Source organism: Flavobacterium sp. F52, assembly GCF_000278705.1.
Taxonomy (GTDB): Bacteria; Bacteroidota; Bacteroidia; order Flavobacteriales; family Flavobacteriaceae; genus Flavobacterium; species Flavobacterium anhuiense.
Window position 1 is genome coordinate 190,593 of sequence record NZ_AKZQ01000019.1, and the last position, 25,571, is coordinate 216,163.

Annotated in this window: 25 protein-coding genes; 12 read left to right on the forward strand and 13 right to left on the reverse strand. The window is 33.5% G+C overall.

All coding sequences use genetic code 11. The features are described from left to right. Positions 1-8 precede the first annotated feature (8 nt). Together FF52_RS06565 and FF52_RS06570 are read left to right on the forward strand one after the other, a co-directional pair. Complete coding sequence (locus tag FF52_RS06565; RefSeq protein ID WP_008463998.1) at positions 9-548, forward strand: DUF1697 domain-containing protein; 540 nt, start codon at positions 9-11, stop codon at positions 546-548. After that, positions 548-943 carry a DUF4348 domain-containing protein gene (locus FF52_RS06570; protein ID WP_008463999.1) on the forward strand — a complete coding sequence of 132 codons (396 nt, stop codon included), beginning with the start codon at positions 548-550 and terminating at the stop codon, positions 941-943. Before FF52_RS06565 ends, FF52_RS06570 begins: the two co-directional genes overlap by 1 nt. Positions 944-945: 2 nt before the next feature. On the opposite strand, the gene FF52_RS06575 is transcribed toward FF52_RS06570, so the two are convergent. Genes FF52_RS06575 through FF52_RS06585 form a run of 3 tightly spaced genes read right to left on the reverse strand, consistent with a single transcriptional unit; the run spans position 946 to position 2,603 of the window. Continuing rightward, complete coding sequence (locus FF52_RS06575) at positions 946-1,449, reverse strand: hypothetical protein (protein ID WP_008464001.1); 504 nt, start codon at positions 1,447-1,449, stop codon at positions 946-948. A 1-nt stretch (position 1,450) separates the two neighbouring features. Beyond that, positions 1,451-1,831 (reverse strand): hypothetical protein, encoded by a 381-nt coding sequence (locus tag FF52_RS06580; protein ID WP_008464002.1) that lies wholly within the window; start codon positions 1,829-1,831, stop codon positions 1,451-1,453. Between the two features lies 1 nt (position 1,832). Next, entirely contained in the window at positions 1,833-2,603 is a 771-nt protein-coding gene (locus tag FF52_RS06585; RefSeq protein ID WP_008464004.1) for a diphthine--ammonia ligase, read from the reverse strand. 67 nt (positions 2,604-2,670) lie between these two features. Here FF52_RS06585 and FF52_RS06590 point away from each other — a divergent pair, with 67 nt between their 5' ends. Next, complete coding sequence (locus FF52_RS06590; protein WP_008464006.1) at positions 2,671-4,731, forward strand: M1 family metallopeptidase; 2,061 nt, start codon at positions 2,671-2,673, stop codon at positions 4,729-4,731. A gap of 137 nt (positions 4,732-4,868) precedes the next feature. Then, a complete protein-coding gene (locus FF52_RS06595; protein WP_008464008.1) occupies positions 4,869-5,777 on the forward strand; it encodes a patatin-like phospholipase family protein in 909 nt (302 codons plus the stop codon). 85 nt (positions 5,778-5,862) lie between these two features. Here FF52_RS06595 and FF52_RS06600 read toward each other — a convergent pair whose 3' ends face one another. Continuing rightward, on the reverse strand, positions 5,863-6,387 hold the full coding sequence (locus FF52_RS06600; protein WP_008464010.1) for a hypothetical protein: 525 nt from the start codon (positions 6,385-6,387) through the stop codon (positions 5,863-5,865). 124 nt (positions 6,388-6,511) lie between these two features. Here FF52_RS06600 and FF52_RS06605 point away from each other — a divergent pair, with 124 nt between their 5' ends. The 3 genes from FF52_RS06605 (at position 6,512) to FF52_RS06615 (ending at position 10,671) form a co-directional block, all read left to right on the forward strand. Continuing rightward, complete coding sequence (locus FF52_RS06605) at positions 6,512-7,279, forward strand: sulfite exporter TauE/SafE family protein (RefSeq protein ID WP_008464011.1); 768 nt, start codon at positions 6,512-6,514, stop codon at positions 7,277-7,279. A gap of 300 nt (positions 7,280-7,579) precedes the next feature. Then, complete coding sequence (locus tag FF52_RS06610; RefSeq protein WP_008464012.1) at positions 7,580-9,916, forward strand: ATP-dependent helicase; 2,337 nt, start codon at positions 7,580-7,582, stop codon at positions 9,914-9,916. A 134-nt stretch (positions 9,917-10,050) separates the two neighbouring features. Then, positions 10,051-10,671, forward strand: coding sequence for an L-threonylcarbamoyladenylate synthase (locus FF52_RS06615; protein ID WP_008464014.1), 621 nt, complete (start codon positions 10,051-10,053; stop codon positions 10,669-10,671). Positions 10,672-10,863: 192 nt separating this feature from the next. On the opposite strand, the gene FF52_RS06620 is transcribed toward FF52_RS06615, so the two are convergent. From FF52_RS06620 to FF52_RS06630, 3 genes are read right to left on the reverse strand one after another with little or no spacing between them, the layout of a single operon-like run. After that, entirely contained in the window at positions 10,864-11,697 is an 834-nt protein-coding gene (locus FF52_RS06620) for an OmpA/MotB family protein (protein ID WP_008464017.1), read from the reverse strand. A gap of 33 nt (positions 11,698-11,730) precedes the next feature. Continuing rightward, positions 11,731-12,750, reverse strand: coding sequence for a glycosyltransferase family 2 protein (locus FF52_RS06625; RefSeq protein WP_008464019.1), 1,020 nt, complete (start codon positions 12,748-12,750; stop codon positions 11,731-11,733). Positions 12,751-12,772: 22 nt separating this feature from the next. After that, complete coding sequence (locus FF52_RS06630) at positions 12,773-13,228, reverse strand: type I restriction enzyme HsdR N-terminal domain-containing protein (RefSeq protein WP_008464020.1); 456 nt, start codon at positions 13,226-13,228, stop codon at positions 12,773-12,775. A gap of 69 nt (positions 13,229-13,297) precedes the next feature. Between FF52_RS06630 and holA the strand changes: the two genes are divergently transcribed. Genes holA through ettA form a run of 3 tightly spaced genes read left to right on the forward strand, consistent with a single transcriptional unit; the run spans position 13,298 to position 16,297 of the window. Beyond that, on the forward strand, positions 13,298-14,302 hold the full coding sequence (gene holA, locus FF52_RS06635; RefSeq protein WP_008464021.1) for a DNA polymerase III subunit delta: 1,005 nt from the start codon (positions 13,298-13,300) through the stop codon (positions 14,300-14,302). Positions 14,303-14,362: 60 nt separating this feature from the next. Further along, a complete protein-coding gene (locus tag FF52_RS06640) occupies positions 14,363-14,545 on the forward strand; it encodes a CAL67264 family membrane protein (protein WP_008464023.1) in 183 nt (60 codons plus the stop codon). 60 nt (positions 14,546-14,605) lie between these two features. Further along, positions 14,606-16,297 carry an energy-dependent translational throttle protein EttA gene (gene ettA, locus FF52_RS06645; protein ID WP_008464025.1) on the forward strand — a complete coding sequence of 564 codons (1,692 nt, stop codon included), beginning with the start codon at positions 14,606-14,608 and terminating at the stop codon, positions 16,295-16,297. Between the two features lie 219 nt (positions 16,298-16,516). Here ettA and FF52_RS06650 read toward each other — a convergent pair whose 3' ends face one another. After that, positions 16,517-16,930: a thiol-disulfide oxidoreductase DCC family protein gene (locus FF52_RS06650; RefSeq protein ID WP_035691022.1), complete on the reverse strand. Its 414-nt coding sequence runs from the start codon at positions 16,928-16,930 to the stop codon at positions 16,517-16,519. A 253-nt stretch (positions 16,931-17,183) separates the two neighbouring features. Further along, a complete protein-coding gene (locus FF52_RS06655; protein ID WP_008464028.1) occupies positions 17,184-19,349 on the reverse strand; it encodes an endonuclease MutS2 in 2,166 nt (721 codons plus the stop codon). A gap of 159 nt (positions 19,350-19,508) precedes the next feature. Between FF52_RS06655 and FF52_RS06660 the strand changes: the two genes are divergently transcribed. After that, positions 19,509-20,174: a uracil-DNA glycosylase gene (locus tag FF52_RS06660; RefSeq protein WP_008464029.1), complete on the forward strand. Its 666-nt coding sequence runs from the start codon at positions 19,509-19,511 to the stop codon at positions 20,172-20,174. 127 nt (positions 20,175-20,301) lie between these two features. Here FF52_RS06660 and FF52_RS06665 read toward each other — a convergent pair whose 3' ends face one another. The 4 genes from FF52_RS06665 to FF52_RS06680 all read right to left on the reverse strand — a co-directional run bounded on the left by FF52_RS06665 (position 20,302) and on the right by FF52_RS06680 (position 24,082). Next, entirely contained in the window at positions 20,302-20,676 is a 375-nt protein-coding gene (locus FF52_RS06665) for a DUF4258 domain-containing protein (protein WP_008464030.1), read from the reverse strand. 36 nt (positions 20,677-20,712) lie between these two features. Beyond that, entirely contained in the window at positions 20,713-21,912 is a 1,200-nt protein-coding gene (locus FF52_RS06670; RefSeq protein ID WP_008464031.1) for an alanine dehydrogenase, read from the reverse strand. Between the two features lie 131 nt (positions 21,913-22,043). Continuing rightward, positions 22,044-22,451: a tRNA (adenosine(37)-N6)-threonylcarbamoyltransferase complex ATPase subunit type 1 TsaE gene (tsaE, locus tag FF52_RS06675; RefSeq protein WP_008464032.1), complete on the reverse strand. Its 408-nt coding sequence runs from the start codon at positions 22,449-22,451 to the stop codon at positions 22,044-22,046. Between the two features lie 77 nt (positions 22,452-22,528). Beyond that, the gene (locus tag FF52_RS06680) at positions 22,529-24,082 is read right to left on the reverse strand and encodes a bifunctional response regulator/alkaline phosphatase family protein (RefSeq protein ID WP_008464034.1); all 1,554 of its coding nucleotides are present in this window, start codon (positions 24,080-24,082) and stop codon (positions 22,529-22,531) included. 223 nt (positions 24,083-24,305) lie between these two features. On the opposite strand from FF52_RS06680, the gene FF52_RS06685 reads away from it, so the two are divergent. Further along, a complete protein-coding gene (locus FF52_RS06685; RefSeq protein ID WP_008464036.1) occupies positions 24,306-25,535 on the forward strand; it encodes an HD domain-containing protein in 1,230 nt (409 codons plus the stop codon). Positions 25,536-25,571 lie beyond the last annotated feature (36 nt).

Genomic DNA, 25,571 nt, shown 5'->3' on the forward strand with positions numbered 1-25,571 from the left:
TTAAAAAAATGAAAACACATTTAGCGCTTTTACGCGGAATCAACGTTTCTGGGCATAATATGATGAAAATGGAAGCTTTGAAAGCAATGCTGGAGAATCTTGGCTTTCAAAATGTACGAACGTATTTGCAATCTGGAAATGTTTTTGTGGATAGCGAAGAAGAAGCTTCTAAAGTTGGTTTCATGATTAAACAGGAAATCTTTAAAGTTTTCGGACACGAAGTTCCAGTTGTAATGATTACCAAAGAAAATCTAGAATCGTGTTTTGCCAATAATCCGTTCTTGAAAGAGAAGGATATCGATATGAAAAAACTATATGTTGCTTTTGTTTCAATGAATTTGAAAAAAGAAAGTATAAACGATTTGAAAATAAGCCAATTTAAGCCAGACGAAGCCAGCATTGATGAAAATAGAATTTTTATTAAATATGCTGTTGGCGCTGGAAAAACTCGTTTTGACCAAAAATATATAGAGAAAAAACTAAATGTAACAGCAACAATTCGCAACTGGAATACGGTTACGAACTTGCTTAAAATGTATAATGAGTAATGAAAAAGTTTTTTTTTATGATGTTCCTTTTAGGACTAAGCTCAGTGACTCTGGCGCAAACCTCAAAAGCAACTTCAGAAGATTTTAATGAGTTTTTTAAGAAATTCAATTCAGATCCTAAATTTCAAATAACTAGAGTTATTTTTCCGTTAAAATACAAAGCGAACAATGAAGATTTTGAATTGTCAGATTATACAATGACAAAGGAAAAATATAAAGTGCTTCATCTCAACAATAAGGCTGATGAAAGATATTTAAAGCGTACATTGTTAGTAAAGAAAAACAAAGCCACTCTTGAAGAGCGCGGGCTAGATAATGGGATTTATATTGATTATATTTTCGAATTAAAAGATAACAAATGGTTTTTGAAAACTTTTGTCGATCAATCGACTTAATGTCATTCTCGAATCCATTTTTGCATAGCTGGAAAAGGCGTTTTTTGTTCTTTTTCAGCTTTTTCTTTCCCCAAACATAGTCCCATCCATTCCAGAAGAGGCAATCCCATATAATTTCCTGAAGTAAAATTTGAAATAAACCATTCAGAACTACCTTTATACCCATTTGGATGGAATACAAATTCGGCAGGAAGCTGTAAATGATGCAGTGCTGCATAAGACCATAAAAGCGCAGCAATTTCGTCGCCTTGTGTTGGCCAATCTTTAGAGATTTCTACGGTTCCAACTAGTTTTCTTTCAGCCGGAAGCGTTACAGCTAGATGTCCAGCTTCATGTAAAATATCGCCAGGATATAATAATTTACTGTAATCGATATATATGCAGTTAGGACCTAATTCTAATCCTGGCAAAAAAGTTTCTCCAAGCTCTTTTTCTACAATATCAATTCCAATTTCTTTCAGAAAGAATATTACTTTTTTTACTTCATCATTTTCTTTTAAATCCATGTTAGTTTGTTTTTAAAATATTTTTCTTGATGTAAATAGTATCTGCATGATGTAACGCTCCTTTTTTCATTCCGCCTCCAAAAGGCTGCATAAATTGAACGCTTTGAGGCTCGTAACCTTCTTTTTGTATAGGTTCATTTACAGACAAAGTAGGCGCTTCAAAACCAAAAAAAGTAAATTGGCGATACCGTTTTTCTTTTAATGAAAAAGAACCGTTTGACTGAGTTAAAGTCTCACCAACTTTACAATTTTCAATAGGCTGTTTTGTTTCTGCATCATAAATGTATCCTGTTATTTGAGGTCTCTTGCATCTGTTGACCAAACAGCTTTGGAAAGATAAAGAGATAAAAATGACAAATAAGAGCCTAAACAATAATTTCATTTTACTTTTTAATTAAATCACAATACCAAAATCCAAAATCGAAAGCAGTTTCATTATTAGTATCACAGGCTGTATTTGATGAATCTTGCTTTTCTGGCTTTTCATATTTTCTATAAACAATCTCGCCAATTTCAAAATCTATTGGTTTTGAGAAGATCGGACCATCAAAAGTAAAAGTATGAAATTCACCGTTTTCGCCGCAGACGTCAACATTTTCAGGCAGATCATTTATGAAATCTTGATCGATTATTCTGCCGACAAAACTTTTATCCAAATATTTTTCGTTTACACAAACCACAATGGTTTTGAATCCCAATGAAATAAATTCTTGAATTAGATCTTGAGTTGGGATTTTCCAAATCGGAAAAACACCTGTTAATCCGATTTTTGCCAATTGATTTTCTCGGTATTGACGTAAGTCTTCCAGAAAAATATCTCCAAAAATAGAATGCGTTATGCCATTTTGCTTTAGTTCGGTTAACGTTTCAGTCATCACTTTTTCGTAAACTTCCATTGTCGGCATTTCGGGTACTTCTAGAATTTTTAACGGAATTCCGATGCTCTGCGCTTGTTCGAGCAGTAATTCAATACGGATTCCGTGCATCGAAATTCTTTGATATTGCTGGTTTACGCTTGTCAATAAACATTCGATTTTAAAATCAGTATTTTGGAGTGTTTTGTATAAAGCGAGAGCAGAATCTTTTCCGCTGCTCCAGTTAAATAAGGCTTTTTGAGGTTCAGACACGATTTGGCATTTTAATACTGTAAACATACAAATTTCATTCTATTTGTAAAGGAAACCTTTGTAACTTTGGGATTTCGCCTTCAAAATTGTTTCAATGAAATACATTTTTCTATTATTCACCAGTTTTCTATTTGCTCAGCAAACGCAATACGTTGATTTTAAATCGGTTTCAGGGCAATTGTCTATAAATCCAAAAGATAAACTTATTTCTGGAGCTGTCGATTTTCAATTTGAGGTATTGCAAAACACCGATACAATTTCGCTTGACGCTAAAAACATGGAATTTTCGAATGTAAAAGTCAATGAAAATGAAATCATGTTTATCAATACCAATAAAGAATTAAAATTGGCTTTTCCGTTTAAAAAAGGACAGAATCATTTGACATTCAATTACACAGCAAAACCAAAACAAGCTTTGTATTTTGTAGATATGGGCAATGACGAAGTGCAAATCTGGACACAAGGGCAGGGCAGATATACAAGCAATTGGTTTCCGAGTTTTGATGATGTAAATGAAAAACTGATTTTTAATCTTGGGATTTCTTATGATAAAGATTATCAGGTGGTCGCTAACGGAGTTTTAAAAACAAAAACTGCAAATGGAAATCTGAATCATTGGCAGTTTGAAATGGAAAAACCAATGAGTTCGTATTTATTGATGCTGGCTATCGGGAAATTTGATAAAAAAGAATTTAAATCTAAGAGTAGAATTCTTTTAGAATATTATTACGAACCAAAAGATGCAGATCGTTTTGAGCCAACGTATCGTTACTCGAAACGCATTTTTGATTTCCTTGAAAAAGAAATCGGCGTAAAATATCCTTGGAAAATCAATAGACAGATCCCTGTACGAGACTTTTTGTATGCCGGAATGGAAAATACAACTTCGACTCTTTTTGCAACCCGTTATGTGGTAGATTCAACTGGTTTTTGTGATCGAAATTATACCAATGTAGACGCTCATGAATTAGCGCATCATTGGTTTGGAGATCTTATTACCGCCGAAAGCAGCACGCATCATTGGCTTCAAGAAGGTTTTGCCACTTATTTTGCGTTGCTTGCTGAAAAAGACATTTATGGAGAACATTATTTTTACTCTAAATTATACGACACAGCGCAACAAATAAAGTTTGCGTCTCGAACGGACACCATTCCTGTTTTAAATGCAAAAGCAAGTTCGCTTACGTTTTACGAAAAAGGCGCTTGGGCATTGTTTGTTTTGCATGAATCAATTGGCGATAAAGCGTTCAAAAAAGCAATTAAAAGCTATCTGAATAAATATGCTTATCAAACTGTAAACACACAGAATTTCTTTGATGAAATTAAAAAAGTTTCCGATTTTGATTTGGAGAAATTTCAGAAAACTTGGCTGGAATCGACCGCTTTTGATACGCCGACTGCAAATGCATTGCTAAGCAAAAACAAAGCAATTCAAAAGCGATTAGAAATCGATAAGCTAAAAAAAACACCTTTTGCAGAGAAAAAAGATATTTTGAAATCTACTTTAGAATCGGATGTGTATCAGTCGGTAAAAGAAGCTGTTGTCGATCAATTGGAAAATGAAAAATACGAAGACAAAAAAGCTCTTCTGCTTTTGGCATTGCAGACTAATAACATCAAAGTCCGCCAGAATCTAGCTGGTTCTTTAACCCAAATTCCGGAAGATTTTAGAACAAATTATGAAACGCTTTTGGATGATAAATCATATCAAACACAAGAAATAGCGCTTTATTGGCTATGGAGAAATTTTCCAGATCATAGAACAGAATACTTGGATAAATCTAAAAGTTGGATTGGCTTCAACGATTATAATTTGAGGACTTTATGGCTTTCTCTTGCTTTGTCGACGCCAAACTATACCAATAAAAAAGATGATTTGATAAATGAACTAATCGCATTTTCATCTTCAAAATACGAAGCTACAACACGTCAAAACGCGTTAGAAAAATTAATAGCTTTTAAAATTATTAATGATCAGGTTTTGAGTAATTTAGTTGGCGCTACAACACATCATATGTGGCAGTTTTCGAAATTTGGTAGAGATACTGTAAGACTTCTGTTAAAAAATCCTGAAATGCGTGCTTCTTTTAATAGAATTTTGCCTAATTTGACACCCGATGAACAGTTCCAATTGAATCGTTTGGTGAAGGAGTAAATTAGAGTAGAAAGAGGCAAGAAGCAAGAGTCAAGAATTCATAGCAAAGAATATAAAAGGTCTTTCTTCTTGCTTCTTTCCTCTTATTTAAGTCAAAAAAAAATATCCCAAAAAAAACAAAACCTACATTACAATTTATGAGAGCATTGGTTATTTCAGGTGGTGGCAGTAAAGGCGCATTTGCCGGCGGTGTTGCCCAATATTTAATAGAAGAAAAAAAACACGAATACGATTTGTTTATAGGGACTTCAACAGGAAGTTTGCTGATTCCGCATTTGGCTCTCGGTCATATTAAAAAAATCCATTCTGTTTATACCAATGTTACCATGTCAAGTATTTTTAATATTTGTCCATTTGTAGTAAAAACGAAAGATGGCGTTGATATTGTGACTATTAATCACTTTAATGTACTGCGTCAATTCTTTAAAGGAAAACGTACTTTTGGCGAAAGCAAAGGGCTGAAAAAGTATATTCAGAATAATTTTTCTCTTTCTGATTTCAATAAACTAAAAAAACTAAAAACAGACGTTATCGTTACGGTAACCAATTTTACTAAGAACGAATCAGAATATAAATCGGTAAAAGATTGTACTTACGAGGAATTTTGCGAGTGGTCTTGGATATCCAGCAATTATGTTCCTTTTATGAGTTTGGTTGAAAAAAATAACTGTGAATATGGCGATGGAGGATTTTCGAGTTTAGTGCCAATTCGTGAAGCAATCAATAGAGGAGCAACTGAAATAGATGTAATTATACTTGAAACGGAGGTTAATACGACGAAAACAGTAATTGGAAAGAATCCGTTTTCATTAATGATCGATTTGTTCCGAATTGCTTTAGATCAAGTAGAAAAACATGATATTGCTATAGGAAAACTTATGGCAAATAATAAAAATGTAAAACTAAATTTATATTACACTCCGATAAAACTAACCGATAATGCTCTGATTTTTAATAAAGAGGTAATGAAAGAATGGTGGGAGCAAGGTTATGAATATGCTCAGAATAAATCGGAAGTTATGAGTGATAATAAGATTTTGATTTGATATTTTAGAATGCAGATTTTAGATTTTAGATTGAATGTTTTAAATCTGAACTCTAAAATCTAAAATCTAAAATCTACAATATTATTTAATACCAAAGTTCAGCAACCTCAGATTTAATAAAACTTAATGCTGCATTACTTGGTGATTGTTTTTCTAGTAAATCATTTAAGATTACTTCGCGAAGTTTATCAGCATTTTCTACTTTATCGCTCATGGCCGCTTTACGAATCATTTGGATTGTTGCATTTTTTGCAGTTGTAATGATAGTCCAGCATTCTTCAGACATATAAATCTGCTGTGTTAGATTGTGCTCAAATTCCTGTTCGATTTGGTCAATTACGTAATTTTCGTAATCGTGTTTATTCTGAGAAATAGGAGAAAGTCTAATTAACAATTTTGTCAAGTTAATACGTTCTAAAAACAAAGTCATACGCTCGTATGCTTGTAAGCGCACAGGAAGAGATTCTTTGTGTGCTTGCTTGTTTAATAAAAAAGCACGCTTTCTGTCATTGTTTTTAATGTGTAATTCAAAGAAACGATACGCTACAACTCCTGTAACTAAGGCTGGTAAAGTATAACTCGCAAGTTCTATAATTTTGTTGAAATCCATTGGAATAATTTTTAAGCAAAAATATACTTTTTGATCAAAAATCAACTTTAAATTTATAGTAATAAACAAAAAGGAAGACGTACTTTTGCAACTTGTTTTTTACTAAGACCGAAATATCTTTTTAATGGATTCATACATAATACTTTTTCTTTGTTTGGCGGCTTTTGCCGCCGGTTTTATTGATGCAATTGTTGGCGGAGGTGGATTAATACAAACACCTATGGGGTTAATTTTACTGCCAAATCTTCCAGTTTCGACTGTAATCGGGACTTTAAAAATTCCAGCTTTTAGCGGAACTGCCTTTGCCGCTTTTCAGTATTTGAAGAAAGTAGTAATTCAATGGAAATTGCTAATTATAATGATGTGTCTGGCCGTTCCTTCTGCATTTTTGGGATCAACTGTTTTAACGCTTGTTAGTAATGATTTTATGAAACCGCTTTTACTTGTCGTTTTGTCATTATTGTTCATTTACACGTATGCGAAGAAAAACTTTGGTCAGCATGTTGCAAAAGATCATTCTGCATTAACTCAAATTATGTATGCAGTTGTTATTAGTATCATTGTTGGATTTTATGACGGATTTATTGGTCCAGGAACAGGAAGTTTTTTTGTTGTCGCTTTTATTGCACTTCTAGGTTTCGATTTTCTTCACGCTTCCGCGAATGCTAAAATGGTAAATCTGGCAACCAATTTCGGTTCGATTTGTTTGTTTATGATAAAAGGAAAAATCATTTGGGCAATCGCTATTCCAATGGCAATTAGCAACGGACTTGGCGGTTGGCTTGGAGCAAAATTAGCGATAAATAAAGGCAACGGATTTATTAGAATTTTCTTTTTGATTGTGGTTGTGGGAACATTGATTCGATTTGCTTACGATGTGTTTTTTAAGTAAGTTACTAAGGTTCTAAGATGCTAAGTTGCTGAGTTTTCTCTATTTTGTCTAAAAAAAACTTAGAATATCAGAAACTTAGCATCTTAGCATCTCAAAAAAAAATGTTTGCTTCTTAGCCCCGATTGAGGCGGTATCCTCGCAGCGGAGCGGAGAGATATAGCCGAAAGCGGGAACCTATGTTTAATAAAATGCCTATTGTTTGGCTTAAAAAAAACAAAAAACTTAGCATCTTAGAACCTCAGTATCTTAGTAGCTATTTAAAGTATTAATTCTTATTTTTGCCTAAAAGGAGAAAATTACATGCAGAAATATATTGACCAGCTCAACGAAGCGCAGAGAGCGCCTGTTTTAAAGAAAGACGGGCCAATGATTATTATTGCTGGTGCAGGTTCGGGAAAAACCCGTGTTTTAACAATTAGAATTGCTTATTTGATGCATCAGGGAATTGATGCATTTAATATTTTGTCGCTTACTTTTACCAACAAAGCGGCAAGAGAAATGAAGCATAGAATTGCAGATATTGTGGGAGCATCTGAGGCAAAAAATCTTTGGATGGGAACGTTTCACTCTATATTTGCGCGTATTCTTCGTGCAGAATCAGAACTTTTGGGATATCCTTCCAATTTTACCATTTACGATTCTCAGGATTCGGCGCGATTGATTTCTTCGATTATCAAAGAAATGCAGCTGGATCGTGATATTTATAAACCAAAACAAGTTTTAGGACGTATATCAAGTTACAAAAACAGCCTGATTACAGTAAAAGCGTATTTCAATAATCCTGAATTGCAGGAAGCAGATGCGATGTCTAAAAAGCCTAGATTGGGAGAAATTTATCAGCAGTATGTGGAGCGCTGTTTCAAAGCCGGTGCAATGGATTTTGATGATTTGTTATTGAAAACCAACGAATTATTGACCCGTTTCCCGGAGGTTTTAGCAAAATATCAAAATCGTTTCCGTTATATTCTGGTTGATGAGTACCAAGATACAAATCACTCTCAGTATTTGATTGTTAGAGCTTTGTCTGATAAGTTTCAGAATATTTGTGTGGTTGGAGATGATGCACAGAGTATTTATGCTTTCCGTGGTGCGAATATCAATAACATTCTAAACTTCCAGAAAGATTACGAAGGTGTGGTGATGTTTCGTCTGGAGCAAAATTACCGTTCTACAAGAAATATTGTGGAAGCCGCCAATACGGTTATGGATCACAACAAAACGAAACTGGATAAAGTGGTTTGGACAGCAAACGAATTTGGACCAAAAATTAAGGTTCATAGAAGTTTGACAGACGCAGAAGAAGGTCGTTTTGTAGCCAGCACCATTTTTGAACAGAAAATGCAGCATCAATTGCATAATGGTTCATTCGCGATTTTGTATCGTACCAATGCACAATCGCGTGCGATGGAGGACGCATTGAGAAAGCGTGATATTCCATATAGAATTTATGGAGGACTGTCATTCTATCAGCGTAAAGAGATTAAAGACGTTTTATGCTATTTACGTTTGGTTCTAAATCCTAAGGACGAAGAGGCTTTGATTCGTGTTATTAATTATCCAGCTCGTGGAATTGGAGATACCACTATTGAAAAATTGACTATTGCTGCCAATCATTACAAACGTTCGATTTGGGAAGTGATGGTGAATATCGATAAAATCGATTTGAAACTGAATGCGGGTACAAAGAATAAACTGAAAGATTTTGTGACGATGATTCAGAGTTTTCAGGTTATCGATCAGAATCAGGATGCTTTTTATTTGACAGATCACGTCGCTAAAAAGACAGGATTAGTTCAGGAATTGAAGAAAGACGCTACTCCTGAAGGAATGGCAAAAATTCAGAATATCGAAGAGCTATTAAACGGTATTAAAGATTTTACTGAGGGACAAAGAGAAATTGATGGGGCAAGAGGCGCACTTTCTGAATTTATGGAAGATGTGGCTCTGGCAACAGATTTGGATAAAGACACTAACGATGAAGATCGTGTGGCTCTTATGACTATTCACTTGGCAAAAGGATTAGAGTTTCCTCACGTTTTTGTGGTGGGAATGGAAGAAGATTTGTTTCCAAGTGCTATGAGTATGAGCACTAGAAGTGAACTAGAAGAAGAGCGTCGATTGTTTTATGTGGCCTTAACTCGTGCAGAACATCAGGCTTATTTAACCTATGCGCAATCTCGTTACCGTTGGGGAAAACTGACAGACAGTGAACCATCTCGTTTTATTGAAGAAATTGATGGGCAATATTTAGAGTATTTGACACCTGCCGAAACAAGTTACCGTTATAAATCGCCAATTGATGGTGATATTTTTGGAGACGTCGATAAATCAAAACTAAGACTAAGCAAACCGGTTGGAGGAACTCCTCCTGCTCATATTACTAAAAATGAGTCTAAACCAGATTTGAATATTCGTAAATTAAAACCTGTTTCTGGAAATGCGCCAAGTAGTGGCAATTCGAATTTATTTGACAGCAAATTGACTGTTGGAAATATTGTAATGCACGAACGTTTCGGTAAAGGTGAAGTGATTAATCTTGAAGGAGCAGGTGCAGACCGAAAAGCAGAAATTAAATTTGAAGTAGGCGGAATTAAGAAATTGTTGTTAAGATTTGCTAAATTAGATGTCGTAGGATAAAATTATTGTTTCAAGTTTCGAAAACATTTGTCACTCTGAGCGGAGTCAAAGAGCTTTTCAACTAGAGGACTTCGACTCCGCTCAGTCTGACAAACTTGAAACATGAAACAAACAAAAACTTGAAACAAAAAGATATGGCAGAATTTATAAAAATATACCCAGACAAACCTAGTGAAGCCGCAATTGCCAAAGTGGTAAAAGTGCTTCAGAATGGAGGTTTGGTAATTTATCCAACAGATACAGTTTATGGTTTAGGTTGTGATATTACCAATTCGCGAGCATTGGAGAAAATTGCTAAAATAAAGGGAGTAAAGTTAGAGAAAGCCAATTTTTCTTTTATTTGCCATGATTTGAGCAATTTATCAGATTATGTTCGTCAGATTAATACATCAACTTTTAAAATCTTGAAAAGAGCATTGCCGGGGCCATATACTTTTATTCTGCCTGGTAATAATAATCTACCAAAAGAATTTAAAAAGAAAACTACGGTAGGTATTCGTGTTCCAGATAACAATATCATATTAGAAATTGTTCGCCAGTTAGGAAATCCTGTGGTTTCCACTTCTATTCGCGATGAAGATGATATAATAGAATATACCACAGATCCAGAGTTAATTTTTGAAAAGTGGCAACATCTTGTAGATATGGTAATAGATGGTGGTTACGGAGATAATGTGGGATCAACAATTATTGATCTTTCTGAACATGAACCAGTTATAGTAAGAGAAGGTAAGGGTGATATTGATATTTTGTAAAAAAATACACTAAAAGTATAAAAGTACAAAAAATAATGAGTAACTTTATTATGTTAAAATTTAGTTAGTTACTTAAAGATAATGTTATTCTTGATTTTGCGTTTAATTGATTAATTAAAATAAGAATTAAGAATACATAAAAGCAGGTCAATTGACCTGCTTTTTCTGTTTTATAGTATGTAAAACCAAGGATTATTTTGCTTGTTTTTTCATTTCTTTTTCAATCATATCATAAAATTGATCGATTTTTGGCATAACTACGATACGAGTTCTTCTGTTACGAGCTCTATCCTCAGCGGTATCATTAGAAACTAATGGAACGTAAGAGCTTCTACCAGCAGCAATTAATTTAGCTGGGTTAACACCAAGATCGTTTGTTAATACACGTACGATAGAAGTAGAACGTTTAACGCTCAAATCCCAGTTGTCTAAGATAATACCGTTGCTTTTGTATGGTACGTTATCAGTGTGGCCTTCAACCATACATTCGAAATCAGGTTTATCGTTAACCACTTTAGCAACTTTTCCTAAAACTGTTTTCGCTTTGTCGCTTACTTCATAGCTACCGCTTTTGAATAATAATTTATCAGCGATAGAAATAAATACAACTCCTTTTTCAACATTGATTTCGATGTCTGGATCGTTGATTCCAACTGCTCCTTTTAAGCTTGTAACCAATGCTAAAGTAACGCTGTCTTTTTTAGTTAAGGCGTCTTGAAGTCTAGCGATTTTTAAATCTTTTTCTTTTAAACTTTCAAGAGATTTTTCAAGGTTTTCAGCACCTTTAGTAGTTAAGATAGTTAAATCTTTAGAACTATTGATTAGATCTTGATTATGTTGTTTGTAGCTTTCAGCTGTAGCAGCTAATCCAGCTTTTTCTTCTAAGCACGTATTTAATTTTACAGTACATGAGTTTAACAAATCTTGAGTCTCTTTGTTTTTAGCTTCCAACTCAGCATATTTCTTTTTAGAAACACATGATGTTAGGGCCATTAATACTGATAGTGCGATAACTATTTTTCTCATAAATTTAATTTTAATTAGACTTGAATTACAAATTTAGTTTTTAATATTTTGAATACTGTTAAAGATTTCTTTAAATAAGGTCAATTTTCTTATATAGTAAAGGAAAACGATGCTTTTTACCATATAGTATTGCTGTATTTGAAAATCTTTTCTTTTTCCGAGATATTTTAAAGATAAGCAATAAAATGAAAAATGTGCCTTTAAAATGGCAAAAGTATGCCCAAACTTGCCTTGTGTAAGAAAACGTATACCGGCAACTCCATCCAAAATCATGCGGAAGAAAATCACCCAGAATAATCCTCTTTTTGGCAGATTTTTGACCATCATTAACAATGAATTTCTAAAATTCAAATAGGTTTTCTTCGGATTTCCTTGCTGTAATGTTGCGCCGCCAACGTGGTAAACAACAGTTTGCGAATTGTATTTTATAATATGTCCTTCATTTGCAGCTCTCCAGCATAAATCTATTTCTTCCTGATGCGCAAAGAAGCTTTCGTCAAATCCGCCTAACTCGTGGTAAACATTTTTTCTGATAAAGAAACAAGCGCCTGAAGCCCAGAATAGTTCGATGTTGTCGTTATATTGTCCGTTATCTTTTTCGACTGTGTCAAATATTCTCCCTCTACAGAAAGGAAAGCCGTATTTATCAATAAAACCACCAGCGGCTCCTGCATATTCAAAATATTCCTTGTTTTTAAAATCAAGAATTTTAGGCTGAATAATGGCAGTTTGTTTTTCTTTTTCGAAAGTATCAAGTATTGGTTTCAGCCAGTTTTCGGTAACTTCGATATCTGAATTTACCAATGCGTATATTTCTGCATCAATATGTTTTAAGGCATCATTATAGCCTTTTGCAAAACCATGATTGCCTGAGTTCTTTACAATTTTTACGGTAGGGAAATTCTCTATAACAAATGCAACAGAATTATCCGTAGAATCATTGTCGGCAACATAAATTGTTGCGCCTTCTGAAAACTGAATAACAGAAGGTAAAAATTGCTCAAGCAATTTTACTCCGTTCCAATTTAAAATGACAACTGCTATCTTATCCAAAAGTATTCTAATTATTTATTCTTTATAAATGGTTTTCTTTATAGTCAGGCAGGCTTCTTAAAAACTCATATCGTTCGTTTTCAAAATCCATCTGACAGTAAAAATGGTTTAGTCCGTTTGTGACTTTCAAAAACCGTGCCTGCATTGTCATATTGTAACGCGCAATTTGATCAAAAGTTGCTTGAGAGATTTTGACTTCAGGTGCTTTACATTCTACCAATATATGTATAGAACCATCTGAGTTAAACACAACAACATCATATCGTTTTCGTAATCCATTGACAGTTAAAACTTTCTCTACGTTAATAAGTGATTTTGGATATTTTTTTTCATGCATGAGATAATGAACAACGTGCTGACGAACCCATTCTTCTGGAGTAAGAATTATAAATTTTTTCCTGATTTCATCAAAAATAGACACTTTATTTTCGCTATTTTTGAATCGGAAAGTGTAAGTTGGGAAATTTAGTTTAAGCATAAAGCAAAAATAAAAAATAGTTTGAGGTTTCGTATCAACTTGAAACTTTAAACTTGAAACAAATTTTAAATGGACGAAGTAGTAAAAATTGTTAATGATATAAAAGCCGGAGATATTAAACCGATTTATTTTTTAATGGGTGAAGAACCATATTATATAGATAAGCTTTCGGAGTATATTGAAGAGAATGTTTTGGCTGAAGAAGAAAGAGGTTTTAATCAGACAGTTTTATATGGAAGAGATGTATCAGTTGATGATATAATTTCAACGGCCAAGCGCTATCCTATGATGGCTGAGCGTCAGGTTGTTATCGTGAAAGAGGCGCAGGATTTATCTAGAACAATTGACAAAATCGAATCTTATGTCGAAAACCCGATGCAGACCACGGTTTTGGTTTTTTGCTATAAATACAAAACGCTGGATAAACGTAAAAAAGTTACTAAGCTTTTAGGGCAGAAAGGCGTTGTTTATGAAAGCAAAAAATTATACGAAAATCAGGTTGGAGACTGGATTAAACGTGTTTTAGCTGGAAAAAAATATACGATTGATCCCAAAGCAAATGCTATGCTTGTAGAATTTTTAGGGACAGATTTGAGTAAAATCAATAATGAGCTGGAGAAACTACAGATTATTTTACCACAGGGGACAATGATTACAGCCGAGCACATTGAAGAAAATATAGGTTTCAGTAAAGATTACAATGTATTCGAACTTAGAAAAGCTATTGGAGAACGCAATCAATTGAAAGCTTATAAGATAGCGGAAAATTTTGCCCATAATCCGAAAGAATATCCTCTTGTTATGACTACAGGATTGGTATTCGGTTTTTTTGTTCAGCTTCTAAAATACCATGGATTAAAAGATAAGAGTCCTAAAAATGTGGCATCAGCACTTGGAGTGAATCCGTATTTCTTAAAAGAATATGATTTGGCAGTAAAAAATTATCCAATGCGAAAAGTAAGTCAGATTGTTGGTGCTTTACGAGATATTGATGTTAAGAGTAAAGGTGTGGGAGCTAATGCTTTACCTCAATCTGATTTGTTAAAAGAAATGCTTTATAAAATTTTTAATTAAGCCGTTAAAATTCACGATATTTGCCTTTCTAAAAAAATTGCATTAAAATATTTATAAACTATGGGAATGAATAAAAATACCATTTTAGGATGGGCTACTTTAATAATGGTCCTTATGGGATTGTTGCTTATAGGTCTTGGAATCTTTAGGTACAGTGATGTGTCAGGTTGGGGATTTGGTGCTGTTGGAGTTGGTTTTTTTGCAAATGCCTGGGTATTCAATGCTTTAAAAGGCAGGGTTTAATTTAAATAGCGGCAATATTAATCTCAAATCTAGTTAAATAATTAAAATAAAATATAAAAAATGTCAGACGATAAGAAAGTAATTTTCTCAATGCAGAAATTGAGTAAAACCTATCAAGGAGCAGACAAACCGGTTCTTAAGAATATTTACCTTAGTTTCTTTTATGGCGCTAAGATTGGTATTTTGGGACTTAATGGTTCTGGAAAATCTTCACTTTTAAAAATCATTGCTGGAGTAGATAAAAACTACCAAGGTGATGTAGTTTTTCAACCTGGTTATACAGTTGGTTATTTAGAGCAAGAACCAATTCTTGATGATTCTAAGACAGTTATCGAAATTGTTCGTGAAGGAGCTGCTGAAACTATGGCGGTTTTAGAAGAATACAATCAAATTAATGACTTATTTGGTCTTCCAGAGTATTACGAAGATCAAGATAAAATGGATAAATTGATGGACCGTCAAGCTGCATTGCAAGATAAAATTGATGCGCTTGGGGCTTGGGAAATCGATACAAAATTAGAAATCGCAATGGATGCGTTGCGTACTCCAGAAGGAGATACGCCTATTAAAAACCTTTCAGGAGGAGAGCGTCGTCGTGTAGCATTATGCCGTCTGTTATTGCAACAACCGGATGTATTGTTGCTAGATGAGCCTACCAACCACCTTGACGCTGAGTCAGTTCTTTGGTTAGAGCAACACTTAGCACAATATTCTGGAACTGTAATTGCTGTAACGCACGACCGTTATTTCCTTGATAATGTGGCAGGTTGGATTCTTGAGTTAGATAGAGGAGAAGGTATTCCATGGAAAGGAAACTATTCTTCTTGGTTGGATCAAAAATCAAACCGTTTGGCTCAAGAAGAAAAAGTGGCTTCTAAACGTAGAAAAACTTTAGAGCGTGAGCTGGAGTGGGTTCGTCAAGGTGCTAAAGGTCGTCAGACAAAACAAAAAGCGCGTTTGCAGAACTACGACAAATTATTGAATGAAGATCAAAAACAATTGGATGAGAAATTAGAGATCTACATCCCGAATGGTCCTCGTTTAGGAACAAATGTTATTGAAGCTAAAAATGTTGCTAAAGCTTTTGGCGATAAATTATTATATGATAATCTGAATTTTACTTTGCCACAAGCAGGTATTGTTGGAATTATTGGACCAAATGGTGCTGGTAAATCTACCATTTTTAAAATGATTATGGGAGAAGAACAAACTGACAGCGGAGAATTTACGGTTGGTGAAACTGTAAAAATCGCTTACGTCGATCAGTCTCACGCCAATATTGATCCGAATAAATCTATTTGGGAAAACTTTGCAGATGGTCAAGAATTAATTATGATGGGAGGAAAGCAAGTAAATTCTAGAGCTTACTTATCTCGTTTCAACTTTGGTGGCGGAGAGCAAAACAAAAAAGTGTCAATGCTATCTGGTGGAGAACGTAACCGTTTACACTTAGCTATGACTTTGAAAGAAGAAGGAAACGTCCTTTTACTGGATGAGCCTACGAACGACCTTGACGTAAATACACTTCGTGCACTTGAAGAAGGTTTGGAGAATTTTGCAGGTTGTGCCGTAATTATTTCTCACGATAGATGGTTCTTGGATAGAATTTGTACACATATTCTAGCTTTTGAAGGAAATTCTGAAGTTTATTTCTTTGAAGGAAGTTTCTCTGATTACGAAGAAAACAAAAAGAAACGTCTAGGTGGTGACTTAACTCCAAAACGTTTGAAATACAGAAAATTGATTAGATAACTTTAATTAATTTCCAATTTTTAAAAATCCCAAATTCCAATTATTGTGAATTTGGGATTTTTGTTAATACATAGTATGTCTTTTCTACGAAGGAGAAATCTCCAAGAGAAGCTCGAAGATTGGTTTTCGTTACGGAGTTACTTGCGAAGATTTCTACTTTGTCGAAATGACAATATTGTGGAAAATTGGAATTTGGAATTTCAGAATTTGGAATTTCTCTTAAAGAAACTTCTCTTTCAGCTCCGGAGTTGGAATCATGCAGCTTTCTTTTTTGCCATACCAATTGTATCGATTCTTCGCAACATAATCGTAAATTTTGTCGCTTATAAAAATGGGCACGATTCTAAAAATTGGAGTGAGTTTCCAAAAGCCTCCGAAATTTTTAGCAATTTCAATAATTGCAGAAGATTTATAAAAATAAGCTGTTCCAGGATCATATAAAATAATACTGTCCATTTTTGAAAAACTGATCCCTAAATGTTTGCAAATCGAAATTCCTAAGTCTGATTGTAATGCGACAAATCTAAAAATGTCTTTTCGGTCATGTTTTATAATAAATTGTACAGCGGAACTGCAGAGATTACAAACTCCGTCAAAAAGAACAATTTTTTTATTTATGGGAAGGCTTTCCATTATATGGCTTTAAAAGTAAAACTTTATAAAAGTTTATATAATATCAATAAATTAATTTTATCTATCGAATTTTATTTTTGTATAAATTTAACAAATCGAAAACAGCTTTCATAAATTACTCTAAATCGATTTAAAAATAATGCTGACCTTCTTTTGTGTAATTTTTAAAACAATCGCTTAAATTGCTTTATTTTAATTTTGGCGTTTTTTGATCAATTTTTTACAGTGAAAACTGTCATTGCGACTGAAAACTTTATTTCTTAATAGCTTCTACCAATTCCAATTCGTCCAAACTTACTTTCGAAGTAAAAATGCCATAATTTACAGTTGCTTTATTTTTTTCGATTAAGTCTATGCTTCCAACCGATCTACCATCGAGCATTCTTACTCGGTCACCAACTTTTAAAATTGGTTTAGGTTTTTCTACGACAGGTTTAATTTTTTTCTCTTTTTTCTCTTTTCGAATTTCTTCAACTTTTACCTGAACTTCGGCAATAATTTCTTTTTGCTTTTCAACTTTTGCTTTGACTTCTTTCGGAGTAGCTTTTTTACGTTTTGAATTTTCTATCTCAACAATTTTCAAAAATTCGCCAATAAGTTCTTTTTTGTTTTTGTTGTTGAAATACTTCTCAGCAATATCATCAATTTTTTGTCCTATATATATAATCTTCTGATTGCTATCGTATAGTTCCTGATAGCTTTCCAGTTTTTGCTGAATCTTGGTATTGATGGTTTCCATCTTTTTGCTTTCCTCACGTGCACGAGTTTCTTCTTCTTTTAAATTAAGAGAAGTTTTTTCAAGCTTCGATCTCTCTTTTTGAAGATTGGCAATAGTTTTATCAAAGCGGACTTTTCCAACTTCGATTTTCTTTTTTGCGCGATTAATCAATCCAAATGGAATTCCATTTTTTTGCGCCACTTCAAAAGTGAAAGAACTTCCTGCCTGACCAAGAGCTAGTTTGTACATTGGTTCAAGAGTTTTTTCATCAAACATCATGTTGGCATTTGTTGCATAAGGCAACTCGTTTGCCAAAATTTTTAAATTCGCATAATGTGTTGTGATAATTCCGAAAGCTTCACGATGATAAAATTCTTCGAGGAAAATTTCAGCCAAAGCACCACCCAATTCAGGATCAGAACCTGTACCAAATTCATCAATCAAAAACATGGTTTTTCGATTACATTTCTTTAAAAAGTAATTCATGTTTTTTAAACGATAGGAATAAGTACTTAAATGATTTTCAATAGATTGGTTGTCTCCAATATCGGTTAAGATTCTGTCGAACAAGAAAGTTTCGCTTCTTTCATGAACCGGAATTAATATTCCTGATTGCAGCATTAATTGTAATAATCCAACTGTTTTTAAAGAAATAGTTTTTCCTCCAGCATTTGGACCAGAAATTACAATAATTCTGTTTTCTTGTTTCAGCTCAATCGTCTGCGGATGCGTAACTTCTTGTTTTTGTTTGTTAGTCAAATACAAAATCGGATGATAGGCTTCTCTAAAAAACAATCTTCTTTCTTCTGTAATTGCTGGTAAGATTCCGTTAATGCGATTTGCATACTTTGCTTTTCCGGCAACAACATCAATATCACTTAAAAAGTCTTGATATTCAATTAATAGAGGAAGATAAGGACGAATTACGTTTGATAAATTCTTCAAAATTCTCGTAATTTCTTCTTTCTCTTCATATTCTAAATTCGCTAATTCACGAGAATATTTTAGAGTCGCTTCAGGTTCAATGTAAGCAATGCTTCCAGTTTTAGAACTTCCTAAAATTGAGCCTTTCACTTTGCGGCGATACATAGCTAATACCGCTAAAACTCTACGGTTTTGTACAAAACTCTCTTTAATGTCGTCCAAATAACCCAAGCTATTGTATTGAGTTAAAGCCACGCCAAAACTTTGGTTTACTTTTCCGCGAACCAAATTCATATTCTGACGAATTCCAGACAGAGTAGGAGAAGCATTGTCTTTTATTTCTCCGTACTTATCTACAATCGCATCAATTGCTGTTATAATATCTTTGGTTAATTCTACTCGAGAAGCTCTTGCGTTTAAGTTTGGATAATAATCATCAAACTTTTTTAAGAAATTCAACAAGACATTTGTAGTCGCAGAAAGATTGGCGATTTTTCTAAAACTCCCTACTTCCAGAAAACTGTCTTCTATGGCAAGAAACTTAATTTCATGCGTTATGGCATCAAATCCGTGATTCGGAATGGCGTTATTATTTTGGAAAGAAGATACATACTCAGATGTCTGCATCAAAGCTTGCATTAATTCTTCTTTATCTCTAAATGGTTTTATTTGTAAAGCCTTTTCTTTTCCAATATCGGTGTTGCAACCATCAGAAATGGTTTCGAGAACGGTTGGAAATTGTAAGTCTTGTAACGTTTTTTCGGTAATACTGATCATTTAATTTCTTTATGAAAGCAAAGACAAAAGTACGAAAACAATAATGAATTATGAGTTATGAATTGTGAATTATGAATTATAGTTTTTAGTTTACTTAGCTTTGGACTTTGGACTTTTTTGATTTTAAGTATTTATTTCTGAAATTCGCATAAAAAAATTATGGACGTAAAAATGCATTCTTCTTGGAAGCCTGTTTTGAATGAAGAATTCGAAAAACCATATTTCAAAGATTTAATTGAATTTGTAAAATCGGAATATGCGACAAAAGTTTGCTACCCAAAAGGGAGCCAGATTTTTTCTGCTTTTGATCATTGCCATTTTGATGAAGTAAAAGTGGTTATTATTGGGCAAGATCCTTATCACGGACCAAATCAAGCAAATGGTTTGTGTTTTTCTGTGAATGACGGAATTCCTTTTCCACCTTCGCTATATAATATCTTTAGAGAAATCGAAACGGATTTGGGTAAACCGCTGCCAAAAACTGGAAACTTGGAGCGTTGGGCAGACCAAGGTGTTTTTCTTCTAAATGCAACTTTAACAGTAAGACAATCTGAGGCAGGAAGTCATCAGGGAAAAGGTTGGGAAAAATTTACTGATGCCGTGATTAAACAAATTTCTGCTGAAAAAGAAAATGTTGTTTTCTTGCTTTGGGGTGGTTTTGCTCAAAAGAAAGCTTCTTTGATCGATGCATCAAAACATCATATTTTAAAATCGGGACATCCTTCGCCTTTGAGTGCCAATAGAGGTTTTTGGTTTGGAAATAAACATTTTAGCCAAACCAATGATTTCTTGAAATCAAAAGGATTGAAAGAAATTGAATGGTAATTTTTTTAGAGTTACAAAGGTTCAGAATTGCAAAGTGACAAAGAGAAAAAACTTTTTGGCTTTGTGATTTTTGAGAAATATATTTATAAAAGAAAACCCAATAACTGTTTTGTTATTGGGTTTCTTTTTATTTTTTTACGATTTCTTCTAAAACGGCTTTGTTTTCATAATTAACCACTTTCAGAATAATTTCTTGATTTTTTACTGTTTTACCTTCAATGATATAAAGTTTTCCTTTTTTGAACGGAATGTTACTTTGGTCAAAATCCACATCTCCGTAAGTTAAGGTGTTTTTGATATCTGCTGTGTCAACCCATTTTTCGTTTAAAGTCTGAACAGCTTTTGGAGAATATTGAAATGGTTTTGTTCTAAGATTGTTTAAAACTCTGGCATTTGGAAAATAATTGCATCGGGTGTCTTTTCCGATAAAAAATCCTGATACAATAAAACATCCCATAACGAGACCAATCAGGTAATATGCAAAACGATGTACGAACTTCATGAAATAAATTTTTTGCAAAGGTACACTAAAGTTCCCTTAAAATACAAGTAAATTAATATCGTTATCCGGAAGATCGAACCAGTCACCAATGGCTTTGTTAGTTAAAATTCCGTGATAAAGATAAATTCCGTTTTTAAGTCCTTTGTTGCATCGAATGGCACTTTCAATACCACCATCTTCGGCTATCTGATGTAGATAAGGGGTTAAGATGTTACTAATTGATAATGAGGCAGTTTTAGAATATCTTGAAGGGATATTTGGCACACAATAGTGTAAAACATTATTTTTTATGAATGTTGGTTTTTCATGAGTCGTAACTTCAGATGTTTCAAAACAACCGCCAGTATCAATGCTCACATCAACAATTACAGCACCTTTTTTCATGTGTTCAACCATTGTTTCATTAACCACAATCGGACAGCGTTCTTTACCACGCATGGCGCCAATTGCGACATCACAGCGTCTTAAAGCTTTTAATAAACCTTTTTGCTGTATGGTTGACGTAAAAATTCTTTGATTTAAATTGTTCTGCAGACGACGTAATTTTGTGATCGAATTATCAAAAACTTTTACATTGGCTCCTAATCCAATTGCTGTTTTAGCGGCAAATTCACCAACAGTTCCAGCACCAAGTATTACAACTTCGGTAGGAGGAACGCCAGTTATGTTTCCGAATAAAAGTCCTTTCCCGAATTCGTTTGTAATCATTAATTCGGCAGCAATTAAGATTGAAGCTGTTCCGGCAATTTCGCTTAGGGATTTTACGGCAGGATAAGATCCGTCTTCATCTTTTATATATTCAAAAGCTAAGGCAGTGATTTTCTTTTTTGCTAAAGCTTCGAAATATTCTTTCTTTTTGGTTTTTAGCTGAATAGCAGAAATAATAACCGTTTCAGGATTTATCATTTCTATTTCAGTTAAAGTTGGAGGTTCTACTTTTAATAGAAACGGACAGCCAAAAACTCTTTTGGTATCTTTTGTAATTTCTGCGCCTGCATCGGCGTATTCTTTATCAGTATAACTCGAACTTTCTCCAGCGCCAGATTCTATCATAACGCGATGTCCTTCATAAGTTAAGGAAGCCACTGCATCGGGCGTAAGACAGATACGACGTTCCTGATAACTTGTTTCTTTAGGGATTCCTATAAAAAGTTCTCTTTTAAAACGACCAACCTCAAGTTTTTCTTCCTGTGGTATTAATTGTTGTTTTGTAAATGGAGTTAACGTGATTGACATGGATTGTGCAAAAAATTAAGAGTACAAATTACGTAAAAAGTTTTAAAATTAGTGTAAAAATTCTGCTAATACTCAAAGCGAAAAGTTAAGAAATATAATATCCCTCAATTAAAAGTACTGATTGAACATTTTTAGACCAATTCTAACTCTCTTTTACCGTCAGAAAGTAATTTGATGTTTATTGTAGAATGTTCTTCTGGAATTAAACTTGCGATTTTTTCAGACCATTCAATAAAACACCAATTTCCAGAATATAGGTAATCATCAACTCCCATATCTAGCGCTTCTGTTTCTTGTTTTATTCTGTAAAAGTCAAAATGATAGACTTTTTTTCCGCTTGGAATTTGATATTCGTTTACTAAAGAAAAAGTTGGGCTACTAGTTGCGTCAGTAATTCCAAGACTTTTGCAAAGCTGTTTGATCAAAGTAGTTTTTCCAACTCCCATTTCTCCATTAAAAAGGATAATTTTGTTAGGATTTGAAGCTATAATCTGCTCTGCAACTTCTTGAATTTGATCTAATGAAAAAACGATATTCATTTTTAATTACTTATTTAATTTAGTCTCAGTCGCAGTTTTCAGTATTACTGTGACTGACAACCGCGACTGAAAACTTTTTATTTCGGATTAAATACCAAGAACGGAATAATCATTTCTTCTAACGAAATACCGCCGTGCTGGTAGGTGTTTTTGTAATAACTCACATAATGATTATAGTTGTTTACGTAAGCCAAAAAGAAATCATTTTTGGCAAAAATAAACGAACTGCTCATGTTTATAGCCGGCAAACCAATAGTTTTAGGCTCTTTAACTACATAAACGTCTTTTTGCTCATATGTTAAGCTGCGTCCAGTTTTGTAACGCAAATTTAGACTTGTATTTTTATCTCCCACAACTTTCGACGGATTTTTTACATTTATTGTTCCGTGGTCTGTTGTTAGAATCAGCTTGAAGCCTAAAAGTTGTGCTTGTTGAATGATTTCTAACAAAGGTGAGTTTTTAAACCAGCTTAAAGTCAAAGAACGATATGCTTTGTCATCTGAAGCCAATTCTTTCACCACTTCCATTTCGGTTTTAGCGTGCGAAAGCATGTCAACAAAGTTGTAAACTACCGTTACTAAGTCGTTTCCTTTTAAGGCCTTAAAGTTTTCTGCTAGTTTTTTTCCTCCAGCATAATTCGTGATTTTAAAATAATCTTCCTTAATGTTTAAGCCTAAACGTTTCAATTGAGCTGATAAAAATTCTGCTTCGTAAAGGTTTTTTCCGCCATCTTCCACATCATTTTTCCAATATTCAGGAAACTGTTTTTCCATTTCTAAAGGCATTAATCCAGAAAAAATTGCGTTTCGTGCATATTGAGTAGCAGTTGGAAGAATAGAGTAGTACGGAACTTCTTTTTCTAGTTTGTAATAGTTTGAAATAACGCCTTCAAAAGCTTTCCATTGGTCGTAACGTAGATTATCAATTACTACAAAAAGAATCGGTTTGTCTTTCTTTTTTATTTCTGGAACCACTAATTCTTTAAATAAAGTATTGGATTGAATTGGTTTATCTGCTTTTGGAGCAAACCAGTCTTCGTAATTTCTCTCGATATATTTTCCAAATTGAGAATTCGCTTCGACTTTTTGAGATTCTAGAATTTCAATCATCGCTGTATCGTTGATGTCTTCTAATTTTAGTTCCCAAAAAAGCAATTTTTTATACAGTTCAATCCAGTCTTCATATGAATTAACCATTGCCAATTCCATCGAAATTTTTCTGAATTCTTTCTGGTAATCTAAGGTTGTTTTTTCTGTAATTAATCTCGAATCATCCAGATTTTTCTTCAAACTCAATAAAATCTGATTCGGATTTACCGGTTTAATCAAATAATCAGCGATTTTAGAACCAATGGCTTCTTCCATAATGTATTCTTCCTCGCTTTTGGTAATCATAATCATCGGGATGGCCGATTTTTTCTCTTTCATTTCAGAAAGTGTTTCCAATCCGCTCATTCCAGGCATGTTTTCATCTAGAAAAACAATATCAAAATTATCTTCTTCAAATAGCGCAATCGCATCGAGTCCGTTATTACAAGTCGTAACTTCGTAATTCTTTTTTTCTAAAAATAATATGTGAGGCTTTAAAAGATCGATTTCATCGTCGACCCAAAGTATTTTTATCTTATCCATAAATCAATTTAATTTTACTGCAATTTAAAGTTATAGAACTTAAAAAGTATTAAAAATAGTATAAAATTACCAAAGATGAAGCATGATTTTATTTTGAAATTTAACATTTTTAAATGTATTTTATTGATAATCATTACAATTTCGATTGTGATTTTTAAATAAAAAACACCAAGCTCTTTATACTTATTTACTTATATTTGTTGACCTAAAAAATGACCACACTGTGACTCAGATCAATAAATTAAAAATATTCAACGATCCTATATATGGCTTCATTACGATTCCGAATGAGCTGGTTTACGACTTAATTCAGCATCCTTATTTTCAACGTTTGCGCCGTATTTCACAGATGGGATTATCATATTTGGTGTATCCAGGAGCAAATCATACCCGTTTTCATCATGCCTTAGGATGTATGCATTTGATGAAGAAGGCCATTGATACGCTTCGTTTTAAAGATGTAGTTATTTCTGAAGAAGAAGAAAATGCGCTTTTAATAGCAATTTTGCTTCATGATATAGGGCATGGGCCATTTTCGCATGCAATGGAAAAAAGCATTGTTGAAGATGTGCATCATGAAGCCATTTCGCTATTGTTTATGAATCAGCTTAACGAAGAATTTGGCGGAAGATTAAGTTTGGCGATTCAGGTATTTAAAGGAGAATATCACAGAAAATTCATGTTGCAATTGATTTCGAGTCAATTGGATATGGATCGAATGGATTATTTAAAACGAGATAGTTTTTATACAGGTGTTGCAGAAGGAAATGTAAATTCTGAACGATTGATTCAGATGATGAACGTAGAAAACGATGTTTTGGTCATTGAAGAAAAAGGAATTTATTCTGTCGAGAAATTTCTGCTTTCCAGAAGATTAATGTACTGGCAGGCTTACTTGCACAAAACAAGCTTGGTGGCAGAATTAATTTTAATGAAAGTTTTAAAAAGAGCAAAAGAACTGACTCTAAAAGGTGTTAAACTACCTTGCAGTGAACCTCTAATGTATTTCATGCAAAATAAAATTACGCTTGAAGATTTTGATGCAGAGAAATTAGACTTGTTTTCACAATTAGATGATTTTGATATTATAAGTGCATTAAAAGCTTGGCAGAGGCACAATGATTTTATACTTTCTACTTTAAGTAAAATGATCATTAACAGAGATTTGCTGAAAATTAAGCTTAGCGCAGAGAAAATTCCGATGGAAGAATCGCAATCTTTAAAAGAGGAGTTTGCAGAAGCGCATCAAATTTCGGCTGTAGATGCGGGGTATTTTATTTTTAGAGGAAAAATTAAAAACCAAGCGTATAGTAAAGAAGCAGAACCTATTCGTATTTTGAAAAAAGATAAAACAATTGAAGATGTTGTTGAAGCTTCTGACCAGCTGAATTTGAAATCGTTATCTAAATTGGTAACAAAATATTATATCTGTTTCCCAAAACAACTTATATAAAATTAACATTTAAATCCTATTTTTTATATTTTTGTC